The following is a 26,282-nucleotide window of genomic DNA, read 5'->3' as shown; positions in this document are numbered from 1 at the left end:
TCAGTAGGAAAATCCTTGGATGACAGGGAAATGAACCCGATTCAGTTTTCTTCTTTCTCCCTTTTTCCTCGGTATCCTGACTTATGAGGCAACACGATGCTGATTCTTTTGTTCTTATTTTCCGTTGATGTTTTAGGGAGAGGTGATAGTATAAAAATCCGGTCGGCACCATAGGGGCAAGGCGCGATTCCACCGAGGATTAACACGGCCGCATGTTCCAAGTAGTCGGGGAGTAGTATCCGAGACATCTGACCGTAGACCCGGAGCCCCGCTCTGGGTAATTTGCTTTATACTCATAATGGGTGATTTTGCCGAAGAGCCAGAATTTTGTGAAATTGGCTGATACCTTAAGTGATTGGTACCTGTCGATCATACGCATGTGGAGATATACAAAAAATAATGGAATAACGAAAGGTTTCCATCGGAAAATGAAACTGATTCAATGAAGAGCCTATGGATACCGAAACCTTGCGAACTATCGTCTCCGAGTCCTCGTTGAATGCTTGGGCTGCACCCTCAAGAATAACGGTTCCCGCTTTTAGAAGCTTCTCAGGGGTACGGGGGGCATGAGGTATAAGAAAAACCCCTAATCCGTTAAGAATAGGGGTTTTATAGATGGTACGCGATAGCAGGTTCGAACTGCTGACCCCTACCGTGTCAAGGTAGTGCTCTACCACTGAGCTAACCGCGCTTTGATGTAGGTGCCGTAAGGCGGAGGAATGTTTACACTCTTTTCCCGGACGAGGCAATGCTTTTTTTTCATTTTACCAAAAAAACTATACCAGTCTTCCTTGGGCCGTAGTCCATTTACCCTTGGTGATAACCTTATCGAAAACAAGACCGTTTTTGTTGGCCGTTTCGCAGGTTTCATCCCATTGACTGGTTAAAATACCGGAAATAACAAGGGACGATCCCGGTTTCATGGCACAAATGATCCTGGGAAATGCTTTTTGAAGGATGGTGGAGAAAAGATTTGCGACTACGATATCTCCCTGCTGGGAGGGAGTGGGTACCCATTCAAAGACATCGGCCTGGAAAATTTCCAGCTTTTGTTCACTGATGTGGTTGCGTTCGGCGTTGGTACGGGAAACGTCTACGGCGATGGGATCAAAGTCGAATGCCGTGGCGTGTTCCGCCCCCAGTGCAATGGCTGCTATGGCGAGAACGGCAGTGCCGCAGCCAATATCGGTTATTGTCCAAGGGGATGTCTTGTGTTCTTTGGCAAAGTCGCTGATGGCTCGAAGGCAAGTGGAGGTTGTGGCGTGGTCCCCTGTACCGAAAGCCATTTCAGCCGGAATGGAGAGGATAGCCCGCTTGGGATATTGTCGGACGAGTTTAGCGAGCTCTTTTGCTTCGACCTGTTCCGTGATAACGAGGTTATCCCGAATTTTGAGGTCAGGACGTTTGGCCCTTGCCTGACTGGCGACCCAGTCGGTCGTTTTGATTTCCCTGATGCTGCCTCCGAAATAGTTTTTCAAGGTAATAGCATCGTCTTCCGTCTCGCAATAAACGGTGATACGGATACTCTTGCCTCCTTTGAACGATTCGATGACAGCATTGGGATTTCCAGAGATGCGTTCGTTCCAGGCATCTTCCCATTTGGCGGCGGATAGTTTGGACCAGCTCCACATAAAAGCGATTAAAAGGCGGTTGTTGTTGAAGGGGGGCGAATTGCGTTTGTAGCGAAAGCCCGGGGAAGTGTCAAAGCCTTCCCGGAGATTCGTTCCGGGAGAAAGGTGATTCGTCCTTTCCGGGGATTTCTTTTTCCTTGCGGAATGCGAAGTCGAGTAGAGCTATTCCCTGCAGAAGAAGCACCAGGATCAGGCAGATCAGGGATATTTTGGTTGTTTTGCTCATAGCGGTTATTGGGGAGGGGAGGGGTGGATACGGTTGATGAGTGAACGCCGTGTCCGTTCGGTGATGTAGGCGAGTCCTAGCAGGGTTAGGCCGCAGATGAGGAGTCCTAGCCCTTTCTGGTTCAATGAGTCCAGCAGGTTGATGGCGAGAGAGGCTGCAACCAGGGCAATGAGAATAACTCCGCAATTGATGATGGATGCCCTTGCCAGGTGAAGTCCGCTGATGATGGATGACGCTCCGCTGAAGACCAGGATGAGCATGACGCCAAAAGGTGGCAGGACGGGAGCAGCGGATGCTGTGGCGATCATGGCAAGGCTGAAGAGAAGTGTTCTCGAATACTCCAGTTTCGGCACCCATTTTTTGAGCTGAACGAATAGAATAATCCCGGGCAGACAGCAGACTGCAATGCTGGATAGCTCGATGTCTCTGTCTCTAACAATGTTTTTGTAACAGCAAAGCTGTGCCAGAAAGAGGCCGATCCCCAACCAGACGATGGCGCTGCGCGACAGGTTCCTGTTTTTTGCGATACAGAAAGAAACCATGAGTTGGGAAGCGCCGATGACCATGGACATGAAGTTACTTCCCATAAGGGGCAGCATCAGGAGGCAAGCAAAGAGAGCGTTGAATAAATTTCTGTGGCTACCGTCCCGAAAGGTGACGAGTATGATGCCTGTGAACCAGAGCCCCAAGGCGATTTCTTGGATGATCTCCAGATTGTTTTGGGGGGATGAAGGCTGCATGATAAGGAAGGCAAGAGGGATGGCCAGAAGGTAGGCCATGCTTCCCCAGGACCGAATGGATCCGGTGCCTTGCTGTATGGCATGCGAGATGAACAGGATGCAGGGAACGAGAAGTGGTACGGCGGCGATTCCAAGATGGTCGTGGCTAGGTCCGGTCTGGGTTCGCGGCGAGAGATGATATTGGAGCCCATGCGTAGCACCCACAGAAGGGGGATGCTGCATGATGTCATGAAGGCGAGGGGGGGAGTTTGGCTGTGGGCTGATGAGACATCCCGAGGATGGTGAGGTTGCCGATGAGAAAAAGGGCAAAAAGGACGATCGGAAGGTATTTTTTACTGTAGGATGCGGGTCGGGTCGATAGATATAGGGCGGTTATCGGAATCAGGGTAAAGAGCAGGACGAAGGGACTTTCATTCATTTGCCCAAGAGTCACGATGATAAGGAAAATAACGGGCAGATGGGCGTACTTGGCAACGGGGCGAAATCCGCATACGACCGGGATACAGAGTGTCAGGAATAGGCCGATGATCACTGTAACAGGCAGCGCGATGAGGCAGATTTGTACTGTTAGTCCGACTAGGCACCAGTTCCATACGGAGCGGTTGCGGAAGAACCAGGAGAGCGCCAGGGCGATACCCCAAAGGCAGATGAGGATCTCGGGACGGTGGACGACAATGGATGAGATGGTTTGCGGGGCGTATAATTGCGAGCAGATGGCAACTGAGACAAGGATGGTTGTCACGATGCCGGGGATGGTTTTCTCCGTGAGAGAGTGTACAGGGGATCTGCGGAAGGCCATGCCGATGCACATGGTCAGAGGAAGAAGCGTCAGGATGAATAGAAAGATTGCTGCCGCCGGATTCCCCTTGATTCCGGAAAAGATAATGCCTGACGATGTGATTCCCATCATGGCCAGCGGCCAGCCGATCTCCTGTTTGCTGGTGAGGGGGCGTATCATGTGTCCCTTGAAAAATACGGAGGGCGGTAGGAGGCTCGCATGCCTTGAGTTGTCGAGGAGGCGGTACCGTACAGCCATTATGGCCCAGCAAACGAGGATGAGAATCGGGGATGCTGTTTGTTCGACGAAGAGGAGGCAGAGGTAAAGCGCCGCGAAAACGAGGGAGAAACTCCATTCTCCCAGTCATGCGGAGATGCTTGCCTGGTTTCCCCGGGGATTCTTATTCGCTTCATAGATGGGTTTGACAATAAAGGGGAGGAGAGGGATTGCCGCGAACAGGAGGCACAGCGGGTGGAATGATTCGATGATGCATGAGCTTCTGCTATTGGTGAGAAGGAGGCAATCCAGGGAAATCAAGGCTAGTGCGATGCTCTGGATCCTTTGGATGAGAAGGCGTTTGCCAATGGTCAGTTCGTCCGTATGCCATAGGCTTGCAACCCCCATGGAGAACGCGGGCAGGATCAGGAGCAGCATGTGCTGGAGGGACAGTGCGGATCCTTCCAGCGCCCGGGAGCTCAGAATGTAGGCCGTAAGAGCGATGGACTGGATTGAAAGTGGAAATTTGTGCCTCCATCCTATGACAAGACAGACGAAAAGCAACAGTGCCAGAATCCCGAAACTACCAGTCGGCATGACTCCCGATTCCAGTGAAGGAGCCAGCAGAGTCAGCAAGATAAATATGAAGGAAAGAGCCAGGGCATAGTTGGGGAAGGATTTTTGTTTACTTCCTATTTTCAGGATGATGGCCGGGAATATCCACAGGATGAGATATTGGAGTATTTGGGGGAAGGTGATGGCATGTTCCAGGTGGAACGATGGAAGTCTGATTCCTGTGGAGATGAATAAGGCGCCGGGATCATGGTGCCATTGGTACTGGAAGGAAGCTATTGCCATGGCTGTGACCACGCCCAGCCAGATGCCTGCGTTCGTGATTCTTCGCAAGTCCTTGTCTTGTGCCGTTTGCAGGAGTTTGATGAAAAGGCCCATGGCGAGCGGCAGGCTCAAGAACAGCAAATGCAGGAGGATGGGAACTCCGGATTGTTCCGGAAGATTATTCTTGAAAGACAGGATGAGGAATATCAGCAGCGACAATAGGGATGCCGCCTGGGTCGATATGTTTTTGCGTATGGATGCCCGGATGAACAGAATGCAGGGAACCAGCATGCAGGCAATACCCCACGGTGTCCATGCCGGGACATAAAATACGCTTAGTGGATAGCCTGCTGCGAAAAACCACGTACCGCAGATATTTGCCAGGGGGGCGTAAAGCCGGTAGGCTCCTCCGGCCAGGCGTGGTTGCTTGAACAGATAGCCCAGTCCGGAATAGGCTATGGACATCCCCGGAATGAGGAAATAGGTCGACGGTGTCCCGGGGTTTTCGTAAATAATGAGCCCTGCCCACAGAAAACATGAGGCGACGAACAGTAGGAATAATCCTCGGAGACGGATGATCCAGGGAAAGGGAAGAATGCCTATCAGGAAGGTCAAAACCCCATTGGATGGCAGAGTGGATACGTGGTACAGATAAGCAAACAATTTGTTGCAGACACCCCACATACAGGCTCCGACCATGCAGCAGGCATACCCGGTTTTAACTGCCGTTTTCCTGAATTCACGGAAGTAGAATCCCACTCCCCAGAAAGCATACATTACGAGGATGGCTCCCAGGAGCTTGATCCATGCCGGGATATCCCACCAATACGTGACGGCAAGAGTTGAGATGCCTCCCAGAGTGAGTAATCCTCCCAGCGTGGCGAAGAGGATTGCCAGGTAATTGACCTGCTTCCGAGGCATGGATTCGGGCTTGGCGAGAGGAATCTGAGGGGAGGAAGGGGACTCTGCCGTTGTTTTTTTCAGGAGCGACTGTGTATCGTCTCTCCGGATGGTTGGGAGGTCGGAGGAAAGGATGGGCTCTGCCTGTTCTGCCTCAGTATCCTTTTCTTGATCAATTGTCGGTTGTGCGGAAACGAAACCGTAAGCTAGGGCAATGTTCCGGGCCTGTTCAGGGGTGATTAACCCTTTGTCCTGAAGTTCCTGGATGTCTTCGGAGGTGATCATGAAGGAGAGTTTGTTTGGAAGGCCATGGAACGAAATTCTTTATTTTTCTCCATCCTATAACAGGAAAAACGGTTTTGTAAAAACAAAGAACAAACCGCCTCCGGTTTTCATGGAGAAGGACCGGAGGCGGTTGGGGCGAGATAGACAAACGTCTCTATCCTATTTTGTTATTTTTCTTCCAGGTCTTCACGGCGCTGCCGGATCCAGCGGGAGAAGATTTTGGCAGTGGCCGGAATGATGATCAGGTTGAGCAGGGTGGCTGTCGTCAATCCGCCGAACTGGACGATGGCCAGGGGGCCGAGCAATTCGCCTCCGGGTTTGTCAATGGCCCAGATTAAAGGAAGCAAGGCAAGAATCGTTGTCAGGGAGGTCATGATGATCGGAACGACACGTTCGAGGGATCCCTTGAAGATGGCTTGATCGATGGTATATCCTGCATGCTCCAGGTCACGGTAACGGTTCAACAGGATCAGACCGCTTCGAATGGCGAAACCAATGACCGTCACAAAGCCCACGATGGATGCGACCGAGAGGATCGGAGGAATGTAGGTGCCGTGGAAGACCGAGGTGATTGTTCCCGGTGAAACGACGAAAACAGCAATGATGCCGCCGACGAGGCACAACGGAACATTTACCAGTGTCAACATGGCGCGGCGGACGCTGCCCAGTGCGGTGGAGAGCAGGAGGACAATTAGCACCATCACGACGATGCCGAGGATCAGAAGGCGCTCCGAGGCGGATTCCCTTGCCTTGATCGTACCGTCATAATCGACCGTACAGCCCAAGGCGTTCATGGCGGGATCCAGCTTGGCCCGGCAAGCCTTGGCCAAGTCTCCGAGGTTGGAGTCCTTGGCGGGGTTGCAGGAGATCATGGCCTTCCGCATGGTATTATCGCGTAGAATGAGATTGGTGACTTCTTCCCGGTATACTTGGGCAACGTTGCGTAGACGGACACTCTTGCCGTTGGGGGCGAGGAGTTCCAGATTCTTGATATCCTCCATGGTTGTTTTGATGGATGGATCAAGACGCATGACGATGTTCCAGTGGTCCTGGTTTTTGATGACTTCGCCGATTTTTTGACCGTTGAGTGCCGTGGAGACTTGTTCGGCGGCATCGGCAACCGTCAAACCGTAGTGTGACAGGGCTTCCTGGTTGTAGTCGATGCGGGCGGTATCTACCATGACTTCGCGGTTCGCGCGGGCATCGGCGACTTCCGGCAATGAATCGAGGATTTCCTTGGCCTTTTTGGCTGCCTGTCGTATCTGGGGGAGGTCTTGTCCGTAGATGTTGATAGCGATGTCCGAGTTGGAGCCAGACAAGGCGGCACTAATGCGGTGTGCCAGCGGGTAGCCGATCATGGCACTGGTACCGGGGATGCCGTCAATAGTCTTTTTGATGTTCTTGTAGAGTTCCTTCTGGTCGAAGCCGAGATCGACACGGACGAGAAGTTCCGATGCGCTGACGGGTTCGGCGTGCTCATCGTTTTCGGCTCGGCCCGTCCGCTGAGTGACGGTAATGACTCCGGGAATCTCTTTGATATCATCCATGACTTTCCCCGAGATGCGTTCCGTTTCAGCCAGCGAGGTGCCCGGTACGGTGTTGACGAAGACGGTGTAGCAGTCTTCGTTGAATGGGGGGAGGAAACTGGTACCGAACGTACTGGCCAGCCACAGGGACAGTATAGTGATGATCGCCATGATGGAACAGACGATTTTGGAGCGTTTCAGGGAGAAGGCCAGAACAGGCTGGTAGATCCTCTTGATAAGTTTGACGCTGATGGTGTCCTCGTTTCCGGATCCTTCCTTCCGGTTCTTGCGGGGTTTGAAGAACATGAGGCACAAGGTGGGAACGAGGGTGATTGCTACGACGAGGGAGGCGATGAGAGCCAGAAGATAGGCGATGCCCAGAGGCTGGAAGAACTGACCTTCCAAGCCGGAGAGGAACAATACCGGAGCGAACACCAGCAGGATGATGAGCGTGGAGTAGTTGATGGAGCCGAGGATTTCCTGTTTGGCTTGCATGACAACTTCGAATTTGCTCTTGCGTTCGGTTTCGGGCAGAGCAGCATTGCGTTCCAGGTAACGCCAGGCGATTTCCACAAAGATGATGGCGTTGTCAACAACATCTCCGACTGCTACGGCCAGGCCGCCCAGGGTCATGATGTTGATGGCCAGGCCACACACCGGGAAGAAGAGCAGGGCAAAGAGGACGGACAACGGCATGGTTATGAGCGTAATCAAGGCTGTCCTAATGTTTAACAAGGTAAGCAGGATGACGATGACTACGACGAGACCGACGGAAAAAAGCGTTTCCGTTCCGTTTTTCAGAGACATATCGATGAAGTCTGCCTGGCGGTAGGCTTCTTCCGTGATGTGCATTCCCGGAGGAAGCTGGCTTTTAGAGAATTCCTGAACTGCCTTGTCGAGGGCTGCCGTCAATTTTAGGGTGTTGGCTCCGGGGACTTTTTGAACGGAGAGGACAACGGCATCCTTCCCCATGAAGCCGGCATTGCCCCGGCGTGGAGCTCCGTCGATGGTGACATCGGCTACGTCTTCAACCTTGAGAACTCCCGATGGGTGGGAAGGGATGAGCGTGCGTCGAATCTGTTCCGGATCGGCAATGCGCGTCTGTTGCTGGATGGGGACTTCCTGCCCGGCTACATCTTCCAGATATCCGGCCGGGATGGATGACTGGGATTGGGCAACGGCTTCTTTGAGATCGTTGACGGTGACTCCTGCCTGTTTCAGACGATCCGGCTTGTACACGACCTGGTATTCGGGCAGGCGTCCGCCAAGGACAGTAACCTGCCCTACTCCCGGGATGGCCAGCAGGCGGTTGCGGAGCTTGTATTCGGCTATCTGGCGTAGATCCAGTTGGGAGACGTCTTTGTCTCCCCACAGGGCAATGAGCATGATTTCCCCTGTGACGGAAACAATGGGGGCCATCTCCGGATCGCATCCTTCGGGGAGTGATGAGCGGATGGCCGCCAGGCGTTCGGCGATGATCTGCCGGGCGAGGTAGATGTCCATGTTCCAGTCAAAGTCAACCCAGACGAAAGAGAGCCCGGCACCGGAGGACGAGCGGACGCTCTTGACTCCGGCGGTGCCATTCATGGCGGATTCGATGGGGATCGTGACGTATTGTTCCACTTCTTCGGCAGAAAGGCCGCCGGCTTCGGTTTGGATGGTGACACGGGGAACTTTCAATTCGGGGAAGACATCTACAGGGATATTCTTGGCCACGAACAGGGAGATGGCAGCCAGGGCTGCCGTCAGGATCAGGACGGTGATTCTGTTGTTAAGGCAAAAAGCAACCAGAGTATTCATGAGCGCGTGCGTTTAGTGTTCGCCTTCATGGAACTTTCCGTCCGCATGGAAGTGGCCGGCCGCCTTTTTGGGACCGTTGCCTTCCGGAAGGACGTACTTGAGTTCATATCCTCCTTGGGTGACGAGCAGCTGGCCTTCCTTGATGCCTTTGACGGGAGTCATGCCGCGGCGGGAAGGAAGCGTTTCTACCTTTACCATGAGGAAGAGATCGTCATCGTCCTTGTCACGGAGAAAAACGACATCGTTGATTCCGACTTTGACAATGGCGCTGTTGGGGACAGATATGAACCCTTCCCGGGCGTCTGCCGGTTCATTCAGTTCCAGACGGGCAACTTGTCCTGCATAAGCTTCCGTCGGTACTTTATCCGGTACGAAGTAGATCGTGCGGGTCTGATTCTCCGGATTGATCTGGGCGGATATACGTGTAGTGCCATTGAGGATGATGGATTTTTTGCCGTCGGGAGAAGTTAGGACCAGGTGTGCCGCCGAGTGGCGGAGAGAGTCGGAAGCATATGCTGTTGCTTTGAATTCCAGTTTGCCGGGTTCCGTCATGACGAGGATGGGGACACCTTGTTCCTCCCAGGCGTTGTGATTGGTATCGACGGATTGGACACTTCCGTCAATGGGGGCCCGGACAACGAGAAGGTTTCCTTCCATGGTACCGCCGGAGGTGGCGATCTGGAATTGGTTGCGGGCGGTTTCCAGAGTGGAACGAAGTCCGGGGATTTCCGCTTCCTTGAAACGGATGCTGGTATCCAGTTCGCTGTTGCGGGTACCGATTTTTTCGAGCTGGTCGCGGCGAGCGGTCAGGGTGAGGAGTTCCGCTTCCGCCCGTTTCAGTGAGGCTTCCGCATCGCGGACTTTACCGGCTAAGTCAACAATGTCGGGTGATTCCAGAGTGTAGAGGACATCTCCTTTTTTTACCTTTTGTGCGGATTGGACATGTGGGATTACACGGCCGGATGAAGGCAGGGAAAATGTTTGTACGGCGGAGGGAGGAATTTCCAATTGTCCGTAGTAGCTTTTAGTGGCTGCATGAGGCTGCGCAACGACTTTTTCAATTTTCATGTCGAGGGCATGGATGGCTTTGGCATCTATGTGAACGGGGACGATGTCGGCTAATCCCTTGCTGGCCTCATGGTCGTGGTCGTCATCCTTAGAGTCGGCTTCATGATCATGGTCGTGGTCGTGGTCGTGGTCGTGGTCGTGGTCTTCTCCATCGATATGCTTGTGCGGTTGTTCCTTGGCGGGAAGCGGTTCGGTTGGATGGTTGTTTTGTGCCTGGACCATGGTGGAGAGGCTGAGGATGCTTGCCATCCCCAGGCAGGAATTGAAGATTAATCTTGAAATGTTCATGGATTGAAATGGGAAAGGTTGATGTTAACGGGCAAGGGAAGACGGGGGTATTAGATAACGAAGGGATGTCTGTGTACGGGTGAGTTTGGAAAGTGAGTCGAGAAAAGAAATCCGGCTTTCATAGACCTGTTGACGGGCTTCGGCGAGGTCGGCCAGGCTTGTTTCTCCGATCTTGTAGAGTTGTTCCAGTTTGACCAGATTGGAGGAGAAGAGGTTCAGACGATTCAATTCATCCTGGCAATGGCTGCGGACAAGTTGTTGTTCCTGGGCGAGTTCCCGGGAGTTTTGCAACAGTTCCCTCCAGAGGGCGATGGTAGCTTGGCGGGAGGAATTGCGCGTGCCTTCCGCTTCGGCGATTGCCTTGCGATTGTGGTTCCAAAGTGGAATGTTGAAACCGATGCTGCCACCCAGTTCTTTTTCTCCGTCATCACGAGTGAAGGCCGGGCCTAACTCCAGCTCGGGGAATTGCCTGCGGATTTCCGTCTTGAGCTGGATTTCGTCAGCTGCATAGGCCGCCATTCCGCTCTTGATTTGCGGGGAAGAGACAAGTTCTCCCGGACTCGGTACGGTTACGGCTTTCGGAACGTTCATTGGGCAGGAAGTATCCAGGCGGAAAACTGAGGCGGCGGCAGGATGAAATCCCGCCTGCTTGATCAGGGACATGCGTTGGGCGAGTTCATCCTGTTCGGCCGTTTGAAGGTCTCTGACAGCTGTGTTGTAGTTTTTCGTGGTAAGCTGCCGGGTAGCCGCATCGATTTCCCCGAGTTTGTAAAGTTGAGAAAACCGGGCGTCCTCATCCTTCATTTCGCGGACTCGTTGTGCAATCAATTCTTTTCGCTTGCGAACTATGCCGAGCTGTTTCCATTCCTGCTCTATGGTGGAGAGGTAGGTAAGTTCTGCCTGACGGAGGGCCCAGTAATCGGATTCCTTGTATTGTTCGGCTGTTTTCTTTTCCAGGGAGGGGATGCCGGTGACGGGAATGGTGAAAGCCAATCCGGCATCCAGATTGATCACGGAAACGTCCTCCAGCGATTGTTTGGCGTCAAAGGATATGGAGGGATCGTTCCACCACCCGGATTGTTGGGCGACATTGCTGCTGTGAGCCAGTTTCAGTCTTGCCTGATTGAGATCGGCATTCAACACGAGACCGATTTTCTGAATTTTCCCAAGATTGAGCGGTTTGGTTCCCTGGACGGCAAGCGACTGTTGCTTCCATGCTTGTTCCTCCCGGACCAGATCAATGGGGGAGTCTTTGTAGGAGACGCATGATCCCAGCAGGGTCATGGCTCCTGCGCCTAGGCATAATAGAGCTGTGTTCATGATATGATGAAGATAGTTGTAGAAGAAAGAAATAAAACGAAAAGAGACATGGTTTTTCCGGATCAGTGGGGGAAACCCTGCACCCGGAGGGATTCTGCAATGCGGCACAAAGCTTCCTCCGATCTTTTGATCAACGGGAGAAGCTTATTCTGCCGGGCAAATGCCCGTATTCCTATGCCAAAACAGGGCGACTGTAGCCTGTATAGGGAGAAATTCCCTGTTCAATAAGAGGCGGCAGAGGAATCTCAAAAACGAATTCCTGCGAAGGAAAAAGGATAATGGACGACCAATTTTGCCATTCCGGCACAATAACGGGCGTCAGAAGAAATTTAGGAATGGAAATTTCTGACACTTGAAGGAGAGGGCCTGATCCTTCAAGCATCTTGTTGGGGCAGGGAGTTTCTCCGATGGCATGGTGCCCCTTGGTGTTTGCTGCATCGACTGCTCCATGAATAGAGGAGAGGCAGGGGGATGCATGCTGGCATCCATGGCATTCCGGACTGACGGCACTGCATGTATTGCAGGGGCAGTCGCCAACAAATAAACCCAGGAAACCCTCGCTGCACGGACATACGCCAAGCCTAGCCACATTACCCGCAAAGGCGAGCAATAGAGCTGCAATCAGGATGATGTGGCGGATGTGCTTGAGCATATGTGCCGTGCAAACGCAGGGGGGGGGAGAAAAATCTGTAATTGCTTACAGTTCTTCAATCTGGACGGAATAAGTCCTTCCTTGGAGGTTGAGGTTTAGAGTAGCTGCTCCCGTTGTCGCTGCAGGGGCCGGAGCGGCGGCAGGTTCCGGTTTTGGACCGGGATTCTTGTGGTATTCTTCAAGCTGCTGTGGGAACATAGCGTAGATGACGCAGTACTCGTCCGTGGTAGGCATGCCTTTTTCAGCGAGTTTTTTGCGGAGGTCTGCCATGCCGGGCTTAATCAGGTCGGCAGGTCGGCAGGTGATCGGATCCTTGCCCATTTTTTCGGCGCAGAGTTTCTGGACTTCCGGATCGACGGGAGCCGTTGTTCTGCCATAGTAGCCGAGAGAAATATCGGCTGCTTGCGGCGTGATGTTTTTCCAACGTCCGAATTTGACGTTGAGCATGGCCTGAACACCGACGATTTGGGAAGTAGGTGTCACCAAGGGAATCCAGCCGAGAGCCTTGCGAACAACGGGAATTTCGGCAAAAACTTCGTCGAATTTGTCGCTCATGCCTTGTTCCTTCAACTGGGTACGGAAGTTGGAGAGCATGCCTCCGGGTACTTGGTAACGCAGGGTATCGGAATCGACGATTTCGTTTTTGTGCGAGGTGTACTTGGACAGGCTGGCGTAGATGGGTTTGAGGAGTTCCTGGATTTCGTGGAGTTTTTCCAGATCGAATTCGGGTTTCCTGGGATTGCCTTCCAGCAAGGCAAGCATGCGGAGGCAGTCCGGCTGACCGGTTCCGTTAGCGAACGGAGAGATGGAAACGTCGGCAGCATCCAGCCCGGCGTCGATGGCGCTGAGGATAGAGGAAGCTCCCAATCCGGCCGTATCGTGCGTATGGAACCAGACGGGGATGGAGATGTTCTTCTTCAGGGAGGAGACGATTTCCGCCGTGACGTGGGGGGGGACTAGCCCTGCCATGTCTTTCAGGACAATTGCGTCGGCTCCCATTTCTGCAAGTTCGCACCCCATTTTGACGAAGCTTTCCGTCGTATGGACCGGGGATGTTGTGTAGCAGATTGTGCCGTGTGCCTGGCAGCCGCAAGCCTTGGCGGTGCGGATGGAGGTTTCCATGTTGCGCGGGTCGTTCACGCAGTCGAAAATACGGAAGATATTCATGCCGTGTTTGGCACTCATTTTGATGAAGGCTTCGACGACGTCGTCGGCATAGTTGGTGTAGCCGACTATGTTCTGGCCGCGCAACAGCATCATATGCGGCGTTTTGGGGGCTGCTTTTTTCAGAGCATCCAATCGGTCGAAGGGAAATTCACCCAGGAATCTCAGCCCGGAATCAATGGTGGCTCCTCCCCAGGTTTCCAGAGCGCTGAAGCCCATGGTATCGAGGATGGAAGCGATAGGCAGCATGACTTCAGTGGGCATGCGGGTTGCTGCCAGGGACTGATGCCCGTCTCGCAGAACGGTACAGTTGAATGTGACTGGTTTCATACAATTATTACTTTATGTTATTTTTACATGTACAGGAAGGCAAGGTCAAGCCGTATGCGGGGAATCAAGCGGATGCGCTTTCTTCCGACTGCCCGGTTTTCTCGAGAAAACGCAGGATATTTTCCTTCCATTGGTTGGCGAAGATTTTGAGGAACCAGCCGACTCCGAAGGCTGCCAGAACAGTCCCTTCCCGGATGCCGTCCAGATAGGTGAAAAAGAAAAGGGACAGGGCTGCCGCGGCTGCTACGGATACGGTGTCGAACATGATTTTACACGTTGAAAGGGGCAGGCCGGTTTTCCGGGATACTGCTTGCATGACTCCTTCTCCCGGCAGGGATAAAATCCCGGCGCTCAAGTAAAACAGAATTCCCAGGGCAACCAGGATCATGCTGATGGCAAGATACAGAGCTTGCAGCCCGTATCCGGTGCATTCGGGAAGCCACGATGTACACAATTGCGCCAGGGAAACGAACGAACCGAACAAGGCAGCACAGATGATTTGAAAAATACTTTGGAGCTTGAACTCTTTCCCCAGAATGAAGAATTGCAGAAGGATGAACCCTATGAATACAACCGTAGTACATATTCCCATCTCCAAGTGCGTAATTCGGCTGATGACATAGGGAACCGTATTGACGGGAGAAACTCCCAGATTGGATGCGATGGAGAACGATACGCCGAGCGCTAATATGAAAAGACCCAGACTATAGACAAATATGCGTTTGATGAGGATAACGTGATCAGAGTTCATGATGGGAAAGAGGGTAGTCCAGAAATGGACAAACCCTCTCCCTTAGTATATCATATTTATTTTACCCAGGCAAGGGGGGATTCTGGGATTGGCTGGAGGGATCGAGTTGCGTCATGAAGCAAAAAACGGAGCAGCCTCACAAAGAATTGAATGATTCGGAAAGTACAGACTCGAAAAAACCCGCATTCCCAAGTTGGAGGAATGCGGGTTTTGAGGAAGTCGTTAACCTTCGAAGAAGGAAAATGACATTAGAGATTGATGAGGAGTTTCTGCCCAGGGACACTCTCGGCGCGTTTTTCTCCTTCGGGAGTCAGCAGACGGGCTACAATTTTTTGAGTAGCGGTCGGGCGTTTGCCTTCTTTGATCTCAGTAGTGACGATAACTCCTTCAGGTGTCTTTTCCGCCGTGTAGGCAGTCAGGCAATAATCTCCGTCCTGGAATCCGTAGCCGTCTCCGGCATCCTGGTAGAGTTCGCCGGAAGCCTTGCCATTTTCATCAAGATTGATGACGAGAGTTGTTGTTTCCAGCATGGGTTCCGCCGTATGCTGTACGACTTTACCAAGAGGGACAATAGCACCGGGCCTCACTTTGACTGTGGCCTGTTTGGGGCTGGCGTCTTCCTGCGTTTCCAGGATGTTTACCGGAAGCCAGTTGCCTTTGGGTAAGGCTGGATTTTCCGCAATGGTCGGAATGACGAGCAAATCACCACCGACGAGGAAGGTAGACTCTTCGGCGCGCAACGATTTGTCGGACGGGTCGGCAAAGAAGGTCGGCTGCATGACGGGACGTCCGTCCTGGGTGGAACGCCAGAACTGAGTGTACATGTAGGGAAGCAGGCGATAACGGCGTTCAATGGCCGTTTTGGCTACTTGTTCCGCTTCAGGTCCATAGGCCCATGGTTCTTTGTTTTGGGTACCTTTACTGGCATGGTTGCGGCAGAACGGGAACATCGTGCCAAAACTGATCCACTGTTCGTACATTTCCTTGGAGGCATTGTTGCCGAATCCCCCCATGTCCGGTCCGTTGAAGGGCTGCCCGGAAAGGCCGAGAGTGAGTGTCATCGGGATGGACATCCGCATATGTCCGGCGTTGGACAGGTTATCTCCGGTCCAGGTGGCGCCATAGCGCTGTCCGCCCATGAAATTGGAGCGGGAAAGCAGGAAGGGCCTCTTCTCCGGATTGGCCTGCATCATGCCGTCTCGCGTGGCGGACATCATGAGCATACCGTAGATATTGTGATATTTAAGATGGGGACCGGGTTGGATGTTCTTGTCGCCCCGGTGGAAATTGTCCACGGGCATGGTATGTCCCGGGAAATTGAAGACAGCCGGTTCGTTCATGTCATTCCAGATGCCGTCAACGCCGTTGTTCCGGATGAAATCGTGGTACAACCCGGCCCACCAGATACGGGTACCTTCACGGGTAAAATCGGGAAATTTGCAATCGCCGGGCCAGACAGGACCGATGAAGTCCGTTTTCTGATCGGGCTTTTTGACCCAGACGTCTTGTTCGTCACCGGATTTGAGAACAGAGTAATTCGGGTCGTTTTTGACTCCCGGATCAATCATCCAGACACCTTTGAAGTTCAGTTCGTGCAGAGCGTCGCTGTAGGCTTTTGGATTGGGGAATCTCTTTTTGCTGAAAGTAAAAACACGGTAGTCATCCATGTAATCGATATCCATCCAGATGACGTCGGCGGGTATTTGGCGCTTGCGGAATTCGCGGGCGATGTTAAGTCCCTTGGATTCGCTTTCGTAGGACCACCTGCATTGCTGGTATCCGAGCGACCACAGGGGGGGCATGGGCGTATGTCCGGTACGATCGGCCAGCTGGCGCAGAACGTCCAGAGGGTTGTTGCCCTCAATGACGAGAACGGGGAAGACTGGGCCTTCCGAGTCGAAAATAATTTCCTTGTCCGTCGTTTCCAGAATAGAACGCCATGTCGTGTCCGCCAGGACGCCGAATGCCGTTCCATCCGGGCGAACTCCCATGACCCAGGGATGGCCTTGGTAGAGGCGCCGTCCGTGGTCGGTACCGTAGCCGTAGTTGTCTGTGTTCCAGACTGCTATTTTGGTGTTGTTGCGGCGCAGTGGGCCGGTGACGAGCCCCTGCCCGTATAGATCGGTCCCTTCGGGAATTTTGACGATTGCCTGTGAGCGACCGTAGGCGACATCAAAATCGACTTTTGTTTTCCAGTCCTTCGGCAAGTCCTTGGAAATAGCCTGTGGTTTTTTGGACCACATGGGAGAGTAATCCCAGCTTTCCCACTTCAGCATGGGAGGGAAGAAGAGAGCCTGGCTTGGGGCAACCAGCGCTGCCGGACCGGGATTGTTGACGATCAATTGATCATTGAGCGTGGCTTCTTTTTCCGCATGTGCTGCAGGAATGAGCCCTGTCAACGAGGTTGCGACCATGACGCTCATGGCCAGTCGTGTCAGAGAATAGTATCGCATAACACGAAGAAATACGAAAAGAACGGGAAATTCTTTCACCTTCAAGGAATTTCCGAGGAGTAAGTGAGATCCTGGGAAATTGGGAGTCCTTAAACTTCCGCGTCTTCCGGAATGGCGTCGATGGTCTGCTTCCTCTTCATGTAAAACTTGGCGGAGATGGCAAAAAAGCCGCTGACTAGGGCAGCCATGGCTGCATATGTCATGAATCCCTCGACGGATACCGCATGACTATCCGTCACAAAGGCGATGATATACGTGATGATGAAGACGAGCATGTTGCCGGCAAAAGTCGTCAGATTCCAGAAACTGGAGATGATGCTTTTGACTCGAGCCGGCGCCTGGGTATAGGCGAATTCGAGTCCGGTCGTACTCAGGAGAATTTCCGAAACGGTCAGGATGACATAGGGAAGAAGCTGCCAGGCGATGGAGAGCTGTTCTCCCTGATCGAGGCGACTTTGAATCCATGCAACAATGACGAAGGAAATGGAGGAAAGAAAAATGCCGCTCCCCATGCGGAACAGCGGGCGCACCCATTTGCCGATGTAGGGGTAGATCAACGTTGAAATGACCGGAACAAGGATCATGACGATCAACGGATTGGCGGATTGGATCTGCTCCGGACCTACGGACCAGGTACCCCATGGCAAGGGAATGTGCATGGGGGTCATATTACTTCCCTGAATGACCCAGGAAGATGCTGTTTGGTCGAACAGGGACCAGAACGGAATCACGAAAATGAAAATGGTCAGGATATTGAGAATCTGCCGTAAGTCCTTGACCGGTGTTGGTCCGAAGGTGGTGATGGCCGAATTCCAACCTCTATGGGAAATGGCATGGAAGAGTACTTTCCACATGCTTGTACGGCTGGCTCCTTCTCTCTGTTTGGTAGGCGGATACATGACGTAGTGCTTCCGCCCGCTCCAGAAACAGAATGTAGCCAAGGCCATGAAAATGCCGGGGATGGCGAAAGCCCAGCTCCAGCCGAATTCGTCTTTGACTGCCGGGACGACAATGAAGGAAAACAGGGAACCCAGATTGATAGACCAGTAGAAGACATTGTAAGCACGGGTCATCATTTTTGGCGACTTGTCCGTGATCTGGTCGCCGATGAAGGCGGAAACGCAGGGTTTGATGCCTCCTGCTCCCAAGCCAATGATAATCAGTCCTATGTAAAGAATCATCCGGCGGGATTCAATGTCCGGGAAAAGATCGGCCATGGCAAGTACGCCGTGGCCGATGCAGTAAAGCAGGGAGATGGTGAGAATGGTTTTATAACGTCCCAGCAGGTTGTCGGCAATCCAGGCTCCGATCAAAGGCGTCAAATAAACGATGGCGACGAACAAATGGACCGTCGCGATGGAATATTCCTCGGAAAGAGCCAGAGCACCGACCATGTACAGGGCCAGAATGCTCTTGAGTCCGTAAAAACTGAAACGTTCACAAGCTTCCGTTCCGACGATAAAGCGTGCTTGGTAGGGAAGGAAGCTCATGATGGGGGGCAAATGGTGTTGACGGGTTTAATAATTCCCTCTGGCTTGGAAGGTGACCTTGTAGCGTGTATAGCAGTTGGCGAGCCAGTCCATGAGGATCATTCTTTTAATGACGTCATTGAAGCCATGGGTCATGTAAGTTTCAATGGCTTTGTTTTCCGGGGTATCCGTGATTGTCTTCTTGGTTAACTGGGCAATAATGACGGAACCTCCCACTGTAACGGGTTCCGTGGATTCTCCGACATTGACCTTACGAACGGCATCGAAAATGGTAAGACCGTCAGGCATATTGTCGGGAATATGTTGTTTGTTGTATGGCCCCCAGAAAGAGAGTTTGGCTCCGGCTGCGGTAGCGGCAGCTTTGAACTTTTCAATGTCGGTCCCTTCCTGATCAAGTTTTTCCTTCAAGGCTTTGCCCGCGTTTTCCATGGTTGTTGTCGTGAGTTGGTCCAAGTAGTCGGCGCGGGCGGCGGCACGGGCCTGATTGTAGGGCAGGGGGGCTATCGGAACAATCTTGTTGACGCAGACGAGGGCGATACGACCGTCGTCAAGAACAAGGGTGTTGGAAATGCGTTCGGCCGTAATACCTTCTGCGTCCGGCTTTTTCTTTTTGATAATGGCAGGCGCTCCGGAAGCATCGTTTGCGATGGGAGTGGGCGGTTCCGCGTCAATGTGCTTGTCGATGGAGAACGCCGTTTCGATAAGGCTCTTTTGCATGGCTCCGGCAGCCGGATTCAGGGGCAGTTTGAGTGAGTCGGGGGCATTGTCCATCGTGATGTTGTCGAATTGTTCACGAGAGACCGTCATCAGGGATTCGAAATCCTTGGTCGCGGAGGTTATGACTTCATCGAGATTTTTGCCATTGGCGTCAGTGATCTTTTCCCAGAGGGGTTCGACCACATTGAGTACTTCCAGTGTTGCCGCTGGAATTTTGGTATCGGCCTTGTCCACGATTTTGGCCTTGGGTGTGAAGATGTACACGGTCAGATCGCGAATTTCGTCGCTGAGGTAATTTTTGCTGCGCTTTTCCCAAAAGGCTTTGATCTCTTCTTCGCCTGGTTCGGTCTTGGGACGGAAGTCTTCCTTGTTGAGAGTGGCGACGTTGACGGTGATGTCCTGGGTCATGGACTGGATGTAGTCTTTGACGAATTCTTCGTTCATGGAGATTCCATCCGTCAGGATGCTTTCCAGGCGGTTGAAACGAATCCATGTGGCAACGACTTCCCGCAGGGATTCTTCCACTTCGCCGATGGCGTTTTTACCGCGCATAGAGACAAGTTCCCGGTAGGCTTCGGGGTTGAAAGTTCCATCTTCCTTGCAGAATTCCGGCATGCCCTTGATCGTTTCGTCGATTTCCTCGGAGCTGGGGTAGATGCCGTAGCGTTCCGCTTCCTGTTTAATAATGCCGTAGTTGGCAAGGAAAGCGAGTGATGCATCGTAAGCCCCGGTTTCATTGCTGGGAGCCGCCGCCAGGAGCTGGATGAAATTGAATAGGCTGGGAACCTGACTGGCAACCCGAATGCCCATCTCGGCAATTCTGTTCAAATCCTTGTCAGTATAGGAGATATTGCCAACCTTGACGCGAGCGGGTCCTCCGGTGGAAAATGTAGTGTTCGTGCGGGATTCGATAAAGACCAGTCCAAAAAAGACCAGAACCATGGCGCCCATGACGACGAGCGTGTGTTTTCTTAAAAATTCGAGCATGGTTGAGTTGGTGGGAGGATAGTTTCTTGTGCGAGGTAGTGCCCGGATTGTGGACGGGGTAACATTCTTTACACCTTGACGGGTGGAGGTGGCAAGTAAGAAGAACGCAACTTTTCTTTCAATTGGATCATAACTCGCTTGAATAGTCGTCCATTTTAAGCTCCAATGGAAAAAATCGAACTTTTACAGAACTCAACTATGGCATCCAACCGAATCGTATGGCTCAACGGGGAAATTCTTTCCGAAGACGAAGCGCGTATCTCTCCTTTTGACCTGGGGTTTTCCGTTGGCGACGGCTGTTTTGAATCCTTGGTGACGTATGACCGGATGCCGTTCGCTTTTTCCCGTCATCACGCGCGATTGATGGCTTCCGCCGAGGCGATGGGCATGAATGTGGATAGTATCCCGTCCAAGGAGGAACTTTTCCAGGCTGTCCGTACGGTGATTGAGAGGAACAAATTGGCTGATCCCATGTGTATCCGTATTGCGGTGACTTCCGGTCTTTCTCTGCTGGGACTCTTGCGCTGCGGGGCTCCCTGTACCGTTATGGTGGCCGCTGTTCCCGGAGGACGCCAGGGCGATACGTGTTCCGTAATGACTTCTTCCTATATGCGCAATGACAAGAGTCCCTTCAAGGGGATCAAGACTCTTTCCTATATTGAAAACATGATGATTCTTGCCGAAGCTGTCGGGAAGGGCATGGGGGAAGCTTTGCTGGCGAATACTTCCGGACAGATTTGTTCCGGTACCATCTCCAACGTGTTCTGGGTGCAGGACGGGGTGGTGAAGACATGCCCGCTGGAGGGAGGGGCCTTTCCGGGGGTGACGCGGGGGCTTGTCATGGAATTATGCCGGTCTTTGGGGATTGCATGCGTAGAGGCATATGAACCCTTTTCCTCTCTCCAATCATTGGAAGAAGTCTTTCTGACCTCGTCGTTGTGCGAGGTTCAACCGGTGGCCATGATTGATGGCCGTCGGCTCTTTCCGGGCGCGACGACGATGCGTCTTCGCAAGGCGTTTGCCGACTTGATTGATGACAGTCTGGATCCGTAATACGGAGAAGACCGGGGTGATATGAGGCATCTCATCCCTTCCTCTCCCTGTTTTTTCATTAACTTCGGGGGCTTTTGGGGCGTCGTAGAGGTTGCCACTCCAGGCGCGTACCCGATCTCCAAAGCCATTCCAAAGGGCCGTACAGATAATATTTGAACCATACGCGGAAAAAAAGGCATTGGATGGCAAAGACTGCTGCTCCGGCACACATGGATTCCAGTGCATTCCATCGGGGAGCCAACCCGAGACCCCATCCGAACATGAAGAACGTCAGGATGAGTGTCTGGCTGACGTAGCAGGTGAGGGTGGCTTTGCCGATGGGAGCCAGCAGACGTATCATGCGGGTAGTCTTTCCAAGGCCGCTCAAGCAGGCCAGGGAACAGACGAATCCGGCCGAGTAGAGCAGGTTGGCCCAACTTGTCGTCAAATCGACAAGGTACCTATCTATTTCGGTAGATGTCACATGGGGCATGGGTATTACGGTAAGGAAAATCCAGCATGCCAGGAAGATGCAGGCGGCATTGCGGAACATGCGTGTGCGTGTTCCCAGGTTTTCGAAAAATCTCATTTTACCACACCAAAGTCCCAGAATGAACATGGCGATGGTTTGAATGCCGCGAGGACTATTGACGAGAAAGGCCCATTTGCCCTCTTGTCCGTAGATGAAATTCCACTTGATGGTTGCGATTAGGGAATTTCCGGCATACACGCTTTCCCGGGAGGGGGCGGTCATATGGTCATGGAGCAGAAAGAATCCGTTGTAGGTGTGTTCCGGTGTCCAGTCCGGAGAGATCAATCCATGAATGATATCTAATATGAGGGGTAACCTGGCTGTAAGGACGAGTACCAGAGCAAGCAGAATCCATGATCTGACGGAATACAATGGGATGAGCAGAAGCCCCAGAACGGCGAAGACGGTCAGGATGTCTCCGTCGTAGAACAGACAGTGAACCAGACCGATGCAGAACAGCAGGGCCAATCGCCAGATAAATTTACTCCGGAAGTCCACACCGGCTTTTCCGGCTCGGTCCAGTTGCAGAAAAAAACTCATCCCGAACAGGAAGGCGAAGAGGAGAAATGCTTTGCTGACCAGAAAGGTGGAATAGACGAACTCGGCCCAGCGGTTGACTTCCCCAAGCCATCCGTCCGGACAGGGCGGATAGACGTAAAGGTTGAAGTGGTCGTGCGCATGAACGAGTACGATACCCAGCAGGGCCAGCCCCCGGAGTGCGTCCAAAAAATCAATGCGTGGCAGACGTCCGTCCGGAGAGTTCATGGAAGAGCAGTGTTCAGACGCTGGATGTGGCAAGTGAGGCGCAGATGCCGGCAGCGGTGGAGCGAGCCCAGGCATCGGCTTTCAGGATCGGTTCCAGGCGTCCCATGGGGTCAATTGGATCATGGGCGTTCATGACCTGGCCGACGACGTCCCAGATTTGAGTGAATCCGAGACGGCGGTTCATGAAGGCTTCGACGGCGATTTCGTTGGCTGCGTTCATGACGGCCGGCATGGTTCCGCTGAGTTCCCCCGCCCGGCGGGCGAGTGTCAGCGCCGGGAAAGCGTCTTCTCGTGGTGCTTCGAAAACGAGGCTGCCAAGTTGGCGGAAATCCAGCGGAGTGAGGGTATTGGAGACTCGATCCGGCCAGGTGACGGCATACTGGATCGGGAAACACATATCGGATTCGCTCATTTGGGCGATGACGGAGCCATCGACGTATTCTACCATGGAGTGAACGATGCTTTGGGGATGGACGATGACGTCCACGCGGTCCATTGGAATATCGAAAAGCCAGCGGGCTTCGATCATTTCCAGCCCCTTGTTGAACATGGTGGCGGAGTCGATGGTTATTTTGCGTCCCATGTTCCAGGTGGGATGTTGCAATGCCTGTTCCAGAGTGACGGAGGCAAGGGCGTTTTTATCCCAAGTGCGGAATGGTCCTCCGGATGCCGTCAGAATGAGGCGCGACACCTGGTCGGGGCCTCTGTGATCCACCTGCAGGCACTGGTAGATGGCATTGTGTTCGCTGTCTACGGGCAAGACGTTGATACCGGCCTTGCGAGCGGCGGTCATGACTACTTCTCCAGCCATTACCAGGATTTCCTTACTGGCGATGGCAAGATCTTTGCCGGCTTCAATGGCGGTTAGTGCAGGTTGTAATCCTGCTGTGCCGATAATGGAGATCAGCACCATATCGGCTTCTTCTGTACGAGCCAGTTCACAGAGTCCTTCTTCCCCTGTGAAAATCGTGACGTCCGGGGAGATTAATGCCGCCAGTTCCTCTTTTTTGGTAGCATCGAAAAGGGCTACCCTCTTGACTCCCGTTTCATGAATTTGTTCTGCCAGGGCTTTGACGCTTGAACAGGCGGCAAGCCCGACGACTTCCATGCGGTCGGGGATGTCGCGGGCGACTTTGAGGGCACTGGTCCCGATGGATCCTGTCGATCCTAAGATGACTACTCGTCGTTTGCGCATGACTGGGGGCATCCTGCCCGAATGCATCCGGTTTGACAAGTAGCCATACGGAAATTCTGCCCTCTTCCGGTATTTATATGTGCTGTATCGCATGGACGGGGGTAAAGATAGCTCCGTGAACGGACCGACAACTTAGTGTCAATTTACCCGAGTCCCCAAAAAATGATTTTTTACTGAAAGGTGTCGGTGTTCACATTCGTAAATTACCTTAATATGAATATTAAACATGTAACAATGACCGTTTTGGCGGTTCTTTGCCTGGGGAGTGTTTCCATGGCGGCTCCGACTCCTGTTATCCTGATCGGTGTTGATGGCTTCAGTGCCGAAATGTATAACAAGTACAAGAAAGATCTGCCCAATCTGACGGCGTTGGAGAAGAGCGGTGCATCTACCACGGAGATGCGGAGCGTGTTGCCTTCTTCAAGTGCCATCAACTGGAAGTCGATGCTTTCCGGTTCGCCGACGGAACTCCATGGTTTTACGAAATGGGGTAGTAAGTCTCCTGAACTTCCTTCTCGGGAAATTGGCAATTACGGACAGTACCCAGGTATTTTCGGTATTCTTCGTGACCAGCGGCCAACCGCCGTGACTGGATGTTTCTACGATTGGGAAGGTATCAAGTATTTGATGGAAGAGGATGCTATTTCCGAATCCAAGAACGCCAAACCTGATGAAATTGTCAAGTTGACGGAGTCGTTCCTGAAGCGGAACCCTCAGTTTATTTTTATCCATCTGGACATTACCGATGGCGCCGGGCACAAGTATGGCTGGGAAAGCAAGGAGTATGAAGAAGCCTGCAAGACGGCGGACAAGGTAGTGGGAGAGCTGGTTCAAGCTGTCAAAAAAAGTCCGATGAACGGGAAAATGGCTATCTTTTTCGCTTCCGACCATGGCGGTAAAGGCAAAAACCATGGAGGAATTACATTGAGCGAAGTCAGAACTCCCTTCATCATGGCTGGCCCCGGGATTAAGAGAAATGAAAAGATCACGGACAGTACGATGGTATATGATATCACTGCGACGATTGCCAAATTGCTTGAACTCAAGCAGCCTCAAGTCTGGACGGGCCGCCCGATCGAACAGGGCCTCTTGAAGAAATAACGCCTTATTTTTTCTCCCTCTGCTTCGGACAGTCCTCTAATCGGCTTGTCCGGAGCGGGGGGACATGCTAGGTTTCCCTCCGGATGGATCTGTTCAGTTTGAATGATGAGCCGGAGGAGCAAGAGAGCAAGCCCGGCGATGCTTTGCCCCCGATGCCTCTTGCTGCGAGGATGCGTCCCCGTACCTTGGAGGAAGTGGCGGGGCAGAGGCACGTATTGGCCCCGGGTAAGTTGCTTCGGAGGGCGATTGAAACGGACAGATTTACATCTCTGATCCTGTACGGCCCTCCCGGTGTGGGGAAGACGACTCTGGCTTCGGTTATTGCCAGAACGACGGATTCGTTTTTCGTCATGCTCAACGGTGTGGAGTCCAATGTGGCCGAAGTGAGGGAGCGCATTGCCCAGGCGCAAATGCGGATGAGTGTCCAGGGAAAGAAAACGATTCTTTTTGTAGATGAGCTTCATCGCTTTAACAAAGCTCAGCAGGATGTCCTCCTTCCTTATTTGGAAAAGGGAACTGTGCGTTTTATTGGAGCGACGACGGAAAATCCTTATTTTGCGATCAATTCCCCTCTTTTGTCTCGCTCGCAGGTGTTCCCCTTGGAATCCGTTCCCTCCGATGATCTGAAAGCCTTGCTCGTTCGTGCCTTGAGTGACAAGGAACGAGGACTGGCTTCGTTCAACCCGGTTGTGGATACTGATGCTCTCGAACACTTGGCTGCAATGGCGGATGGCGATGTCCGCAAGGCGTTGACGGCACTGGAAGTCGCTGTTCTATCGACGTCACCCGGGCCGGATGGTACGGTTCATGTCGATTTGGTTGCAGCCGAAGAATCCATCCAACGGAAGGCGATTAAATACGATCGTGCAGGAGACGGGCATTACGATACGATTTCGGCTTTTATCAAATCCATGCGTGGCTCCGATCCCGATGCCGCCCTGTATTGGCTGGCAACAATGCTGGAAGCCGGAGAAGATGTCCGGTTTATTGCCCGGCGTATCGTCATTGCCGCCTCGGAAGATGTAGGTCTGGCGGATTCGAATGCTTTGCGCGTTGCCATTGATGCCGCCCGGGCTGCAGAGATGCTCGGCATGCCGGAAGCCCGCATTCCTCTGGCCCATGCCGCCGTTTATCTGGCGACCGCCCCCAAGAGTAACTCTGCCTACATGGGCATTGCCGCCGCTCTGGAGGATGTGAGACATGGGGCGACTCTGGCCGTCCCGGAACATTTGAGGACGCCGACTCGAAAAAAACTGGCTGCAGCCGGAGGAACCGATGAAGTAAAAATGCAATATCTTTACGCCCACGACTTTCCGGAAGGTTATGTCCCACAGGCTTATTTGCCTGAAGGCCGCCACTATTATACGCCAACGACCAACGGGCTTGAACAGCGGATTGCCGAACGGATGGAACACCGCCGCAAACTCGCGGAGGAAGCTTTGAAAAACATGAACGCCGGCAGAAAGAAGTGAATGCCGGAGAGGAGAGCTCTGCCGGG

General features: G+C 52.8%; 19 protein-coding genes, 1 tRNA gene and 1 pseudogene. 4 read left to right on the top strand and 17 right to left on the bottom strand.

Translation table 11 applies throughout. The features are described from left to right. Positions 1–302: 302 nt before the first annotated feature. Positions 303–443 (top strand): annotated as a pseudogene (locus tag QET40_RS02040) (transposase); the annotation flags it as partial. A gap of 173 nt (positions 444–616) precedes the next feature. On the opposite strand, the gene QET40_RS02035 reads toward QET40_RS02040, so the two are convergent. The 15 genes from QET40_RS02035 to QET40_RS01965 form a co-directional block, all read right to left on the bottom strand. Then, positions 617–691: transfer RNA gene (locus QET40_RS02035), tRNA-Val, on the bottom strand. Between the two features lie 85 nt (positions 692–776). Continuing rightward, positions 777–1,631, bottom strand: coding sequence for a 50S ribosomal protein L11 methyltransferase (locus QET40_RS02030; protein ID WP_280125505.1), 855 nt, complete (start codon positions 1,629–1,631; stop codon positions 777–779). 70 nt (positions 1,632–1,701) lie between these two features. Beyond that, on the bottom strand, positions 1,702–1,857 hold the full coding sequence (locus QET40_RS02025) for a hypothetical protein (RefSeq protein WP_280125504.1): 156 nt from the start codon (positions 1,855–1,857) through the stop codon (positions 1,702–1,704). A gap of 5 nt (positions 1,858–1,862) precedes the next feature. Beyond that, on the bottom strand, positions 1,863–2,819 hold the full coding sequence (locus tag QET40_RS02020) for a hypothetical protein (RefSeq protein ID WP_280125503.1): 957 nt from the start codon (positions 2,817–2,819) through the stop codon (positions 1,863–1,865). Positions 2,820–2,823: 4 nt separating this feature from the next. Beyond that, on the bottom strand, positions 2,824–3,555 hold the full coding sequence (locus QET40_RS02015) for a hypothetical protein (RefSeq protein ID WP_280125502.1): 732 nt from the start codon (positions 3,553–3,555) through the stop codon (positions 2,824–2,826). Positions 3,556–3,738: 183 nt separating this feature from the next. Beyond that, entirely contained in the window at positions 3,739–5,613 is a 1,875-nt protein-coding gene (locus QET40_RS02010) for a DUF2157 domain-containing protein (RefSeq protein ID WP_280125501.1), read from the bottom strand. A gap of 167 nt (positions 5,614–5,780) precedes the next feature. Further along, positions 5,781–8,939 carry an efflux RND transporter permease subunit gene (locus QET40_RS02005; protein ID WP_280125500.1) on the bottom strand — a complete coding sequence of 1,053 codons (3,159 nt, stop codon included), beginning with the start codon at positions 8,937–8,939 and terminating at the stop codon, positions 5,781–5,783. Positions 8,940–8,951: 12 nt separating this feature from the next. Next, positions 8,952–10,295, bottom strand: a complete 1,344-nt coding sequence (locus tag QET40_RS02000) for an efflux RND transporter periplasmic adaptor subunit (protein ID WP_280125499.1) — start codon at positions 10,293–10,295, stop codon at positions 8,952–8,954. 24 nt (positions 10,296–10,319) lie between these two features. Further along, positions 10,320–11,615, bottom strand: coding sequence for a TolC family protein (locus QET40_RS01995; protein WP_280125498.1), 1,296 nt, complete (start codon positions 11,613–11,615; stop codon positions 10,320–10,322). Positions 11,616–11,787: 172 nt separating this feature from the next. Beyond that, positions 11,788–12,267 (bottom strand): hypothetical protein, encoded by a 480-nt coding sequence (locus tag QET40_RS01990; RefSeq protein ID WP_280125497.1) that lies wholly within the window; start codon positions 12,265–12,267, stop codon positions 11,788–11,790. A gap of 45 nt (positions 12,268–12,312) precedes the next feature. After that, complete coding sequence (locus QET40_RS01985; RefSeq protein ID WP_280125496.1) at positions 12,313–13,761, bottom strand: pyruvate carboxylase subunit B; 1,449 nt, start codon at positions 13,759–13,761, stop codon at positions 12,313–12,315. Between the two features lie 64 nt (positions 13,762–13,825). Further along, entirely contained in the window at positions 13,826–14,512 is a 687-nt protein-coding gene (locus QET40_RS01980; protein ID WP_280125495.1) for a DUF6198 family protein, read from the bottom strand. A gap of 248 nt (positions 14,513–14,760) precedes the next feature. Further along, positions 14,761–16,965: a TIM-barrel domain-containing protein gene (locus QET40_RS01975; protein ID WP_280125494.1), complete on the bottom strand. Its 2,205-nt coding sequence runs from the start codon at positions 16,963–16,965 to the stop codon at positions 14,761–14,763. Between the two features lie 89 nt (positions 16,966–17,054). Beyond that, positions 17,055–18,455, bottom strand: coding sequence for an MFS transporter (locus tag QET40_RS01970; protein WP_280125493.1), 1,401 nt, complete (start codon positions 18,453–18,455; stop codon positions 17,055–17,057). Positions 18,456–18,482: 27 nt separating this feature from the next. After that, on the bottom strand, positions 18,483–20,159 hold the full coding sequence (locus QET40_RS01965; protein WP_280125492.1) for a peptidylprolyl isomerase: 1,677 nt from the start codon (positions 20,157–20,159) through the stop codon (positions 18,483–18,485). 198 nt (positions 20,160–20,357) lie between these two features. Here QET40_RS01965 and QET40_RS01960 point away from each other — a divergent pair, with 198 nt between their 5' ends. After that, positions 20,358–21,212, top strand: a complete 855-nt coding sequence (locus QET40_RS01960; protein ID WP_280125491.1) for an aminotransferase class IV — start codon at positions 20,358–20,360, stop codon at positions 21,210–21,212. Positions 21,213–21,270: 58 nt separating this feature from the next. Here QET40_RS01960 and QET40_RS01955 read toward each other — a convergent pair whose 3' ends face one another. After that, positions 21,271–22,488, bottom strand: coding sequence for a DUF418 domain-containing protein (locus QET40_RS01955; protein ID WP_280125490.1), 1,218 nt, complete (start codon positions 22,486–22,488; stop codon positions 21,271–21,273). Positions 22,489–22,501: 13 nt separating this feature from the next. Further along, positions 22,502–23,683, bottom strand: coding sequence for a 1-deoxy-D-xylulose-5-phosphate reductoisomerase (locus QET40_RS01950; RefSeq protein WP_280125489.1), 1,182 nt, complete (start codon positions 23,681–23,683; stop codon positions 22,502–22,504). A gap of 213 nt (positions 23,684–23,896) precedes the next feature. Between QET40_RS01950 and QET40_RS01945 the strand changes: the two genes are divergently transcribed. After that, positions 23,897–24,784: an alkaline phosphatase gene (locus QET40_RS01945; protein ID WP_280125488.1), complete on the top strand. Its 888-nt coding sequence runs from the start codon at positions 23,897–23,899 to the stop codon at positions 24,782–24,784. 83 nt (positions 24,785–24,867) lie between these two features. Beyond that, positions 24,868–26,256, top strand: coding sequence for a replication-associated recombination protein A (locus QET40_RS01940; protein WP_280125487.1), 1,389 nt, complete (start codon positions 24,868–24,870; stop codon positions 26,254–26,256). Positions 26,257–26,282: the final 26 nt, after the last annotated feature.

This window comes from Akkermansia sp. N21169, assembly GCF_029854675.1.
Lineage (GTDB): Bacteria > Verrucomicrobiota > Verrucomicrobiia > Verrucomicrobiales > Akkermansiaceae > Akkermansia.
This window is presented reverse-complemented; position numbering and strand designations above follow the sequence as displayed.

Excerpts from the sequence above, each read along its gene's own strand:
- QET40_RS02000 (WP_280125499.1), bottom strand. The coding sequence starts at position 10,295 with ATGAACATTTCAAGATTAATCTTCAATTCCTGCCTGGGGATGGCAAGC.
- QET40_RS01995 (WP_280125498.1), bottom strand. The coding sequence starts at position 11,615 with ATGAACACAGCTCTATTATGCCTAGGCGCAGGAGCCATGACCCTGCTG.
- QET40_RS01960 (WP_280125491.1), top strand. The coding sequence starts at position 20,358 with ATGGCATCCAACCGAATCGTATGGCTCAACGGGGAAATTCTTTCCGAA.
- QET40_RS01990 (WP_280125497.1), bottom strand. The coding sequence starts at position 12,267 with ATGCTCAAGCACATCCGCCACATCATCCTGATTGCAGCTCTATTGCTC.
- QET40_RS01985 (WP_280125496.1), bottom strand. The coding sequence starts at position 13,761 with ATGAAACCAGTCACATTCAACTGTACCGTTCTGCGAGACGGGCATCAG.
- QET40_RS02020 (WP_280125503.1), bottom strand. The coding sequence starts at position 2,819 with ATGCAGCATCCCCCTTCTGTGGGTGCTACGCATGGGCTCCAATATCAT.
- QET40_RS01945 (WP_280125488.1), top strand. The coding sequence starts at position 23,897 with ATGAATATTAAACATGTAACAATGACCGTTTTGGCGGTTCTTTGCCTG.
- QET40_RS01965 (WP_280125492.1), bottom strand. The coding sequence starts at position 20,159 with ATGCTCGAATTTTTAAGAAAACACACGCTCGTCGTCATGGGCGCCATG.
- QET40_RS01940 (WP_280125487.1), top strand. The coding sequence starts at position 24,868 with ATGGATCTGTTCAGTTTGAATGATGAGCCGGAGGAGCAAGAGAGCAAG.
- QET40_RS01980 (WP_280125495.1), bottom strand. The coding sequence starts at position 14,512 with ATGAACTCTGATCACGTTATCCTCATCAAACGCATATTTGTCTATAGT.
- QET40_RS02030 (WP_280125505.1), bottom strand. The coding sequence starts at position 1,631 with ATGTGGAGCTGGTCCAAACTATCCGCCGCCAAATGGGAAGATGCCTGG.
- QET40_RS02015 (WP_280125502.1), bottom strand. The coding sequence starts at position 3,555 with ATGATACGCCCCCTCACCAGCAAACAGGAGATCGGCTGGCCGCTGGCC.
- QET40_RS02005 (WP_280125500.1), bottom strand. The coding sequence starts at position 8,939 with ATGAATACTCTGGTTGCTTTTTGCCTTAACAACAGAATCACCGTCCTG.
- QET40_RS02025 (WP_280125504.1), bottom strand. The coding sequence starts at position 1,857 with ATGAGCAAAACAACCAAAATATCCCTGATCTGCCTGATCCTGGTGCTT.
- QET40_RS01955 (WP_280125490.1), bottom strand. The coding sequence starts at position 22,488 with ATGAACTCTCCGGACGGACGTCTGCCACGCATTGATTTTTTGGACGCA.
- QET40_RS01975 (WP_280125494.1), bottom strand. The coding sequence starts at position 16,965 with ATGCGATACTATTCTCTGACACGACTGGCCATGAGCGTCATGGTCGCA.
- QET40_RS01970 (WP_280125493.1), bottom strand. The coding sequence starts at position 18,455 with ATGAGCTTCCTTCCCTACCAAGCACGCTTTATCGTCGGAACGGAAGCT.
- QET40_RS01950 (WP_280125489.1), bottom strand. The coding sequence starts at position 23,683 with ATGCGCAAACGACGAGTAGTCATCTTAGGATCGACAGGATCCATCGGG.
- QET40_RS02010 (WP_280125501.1), bottom strand. The coding sequence starts at position 5,613 with ATGATCACCTCCGAAGACATCCAGGAACTTCAGGACAAAGGGTTAATC.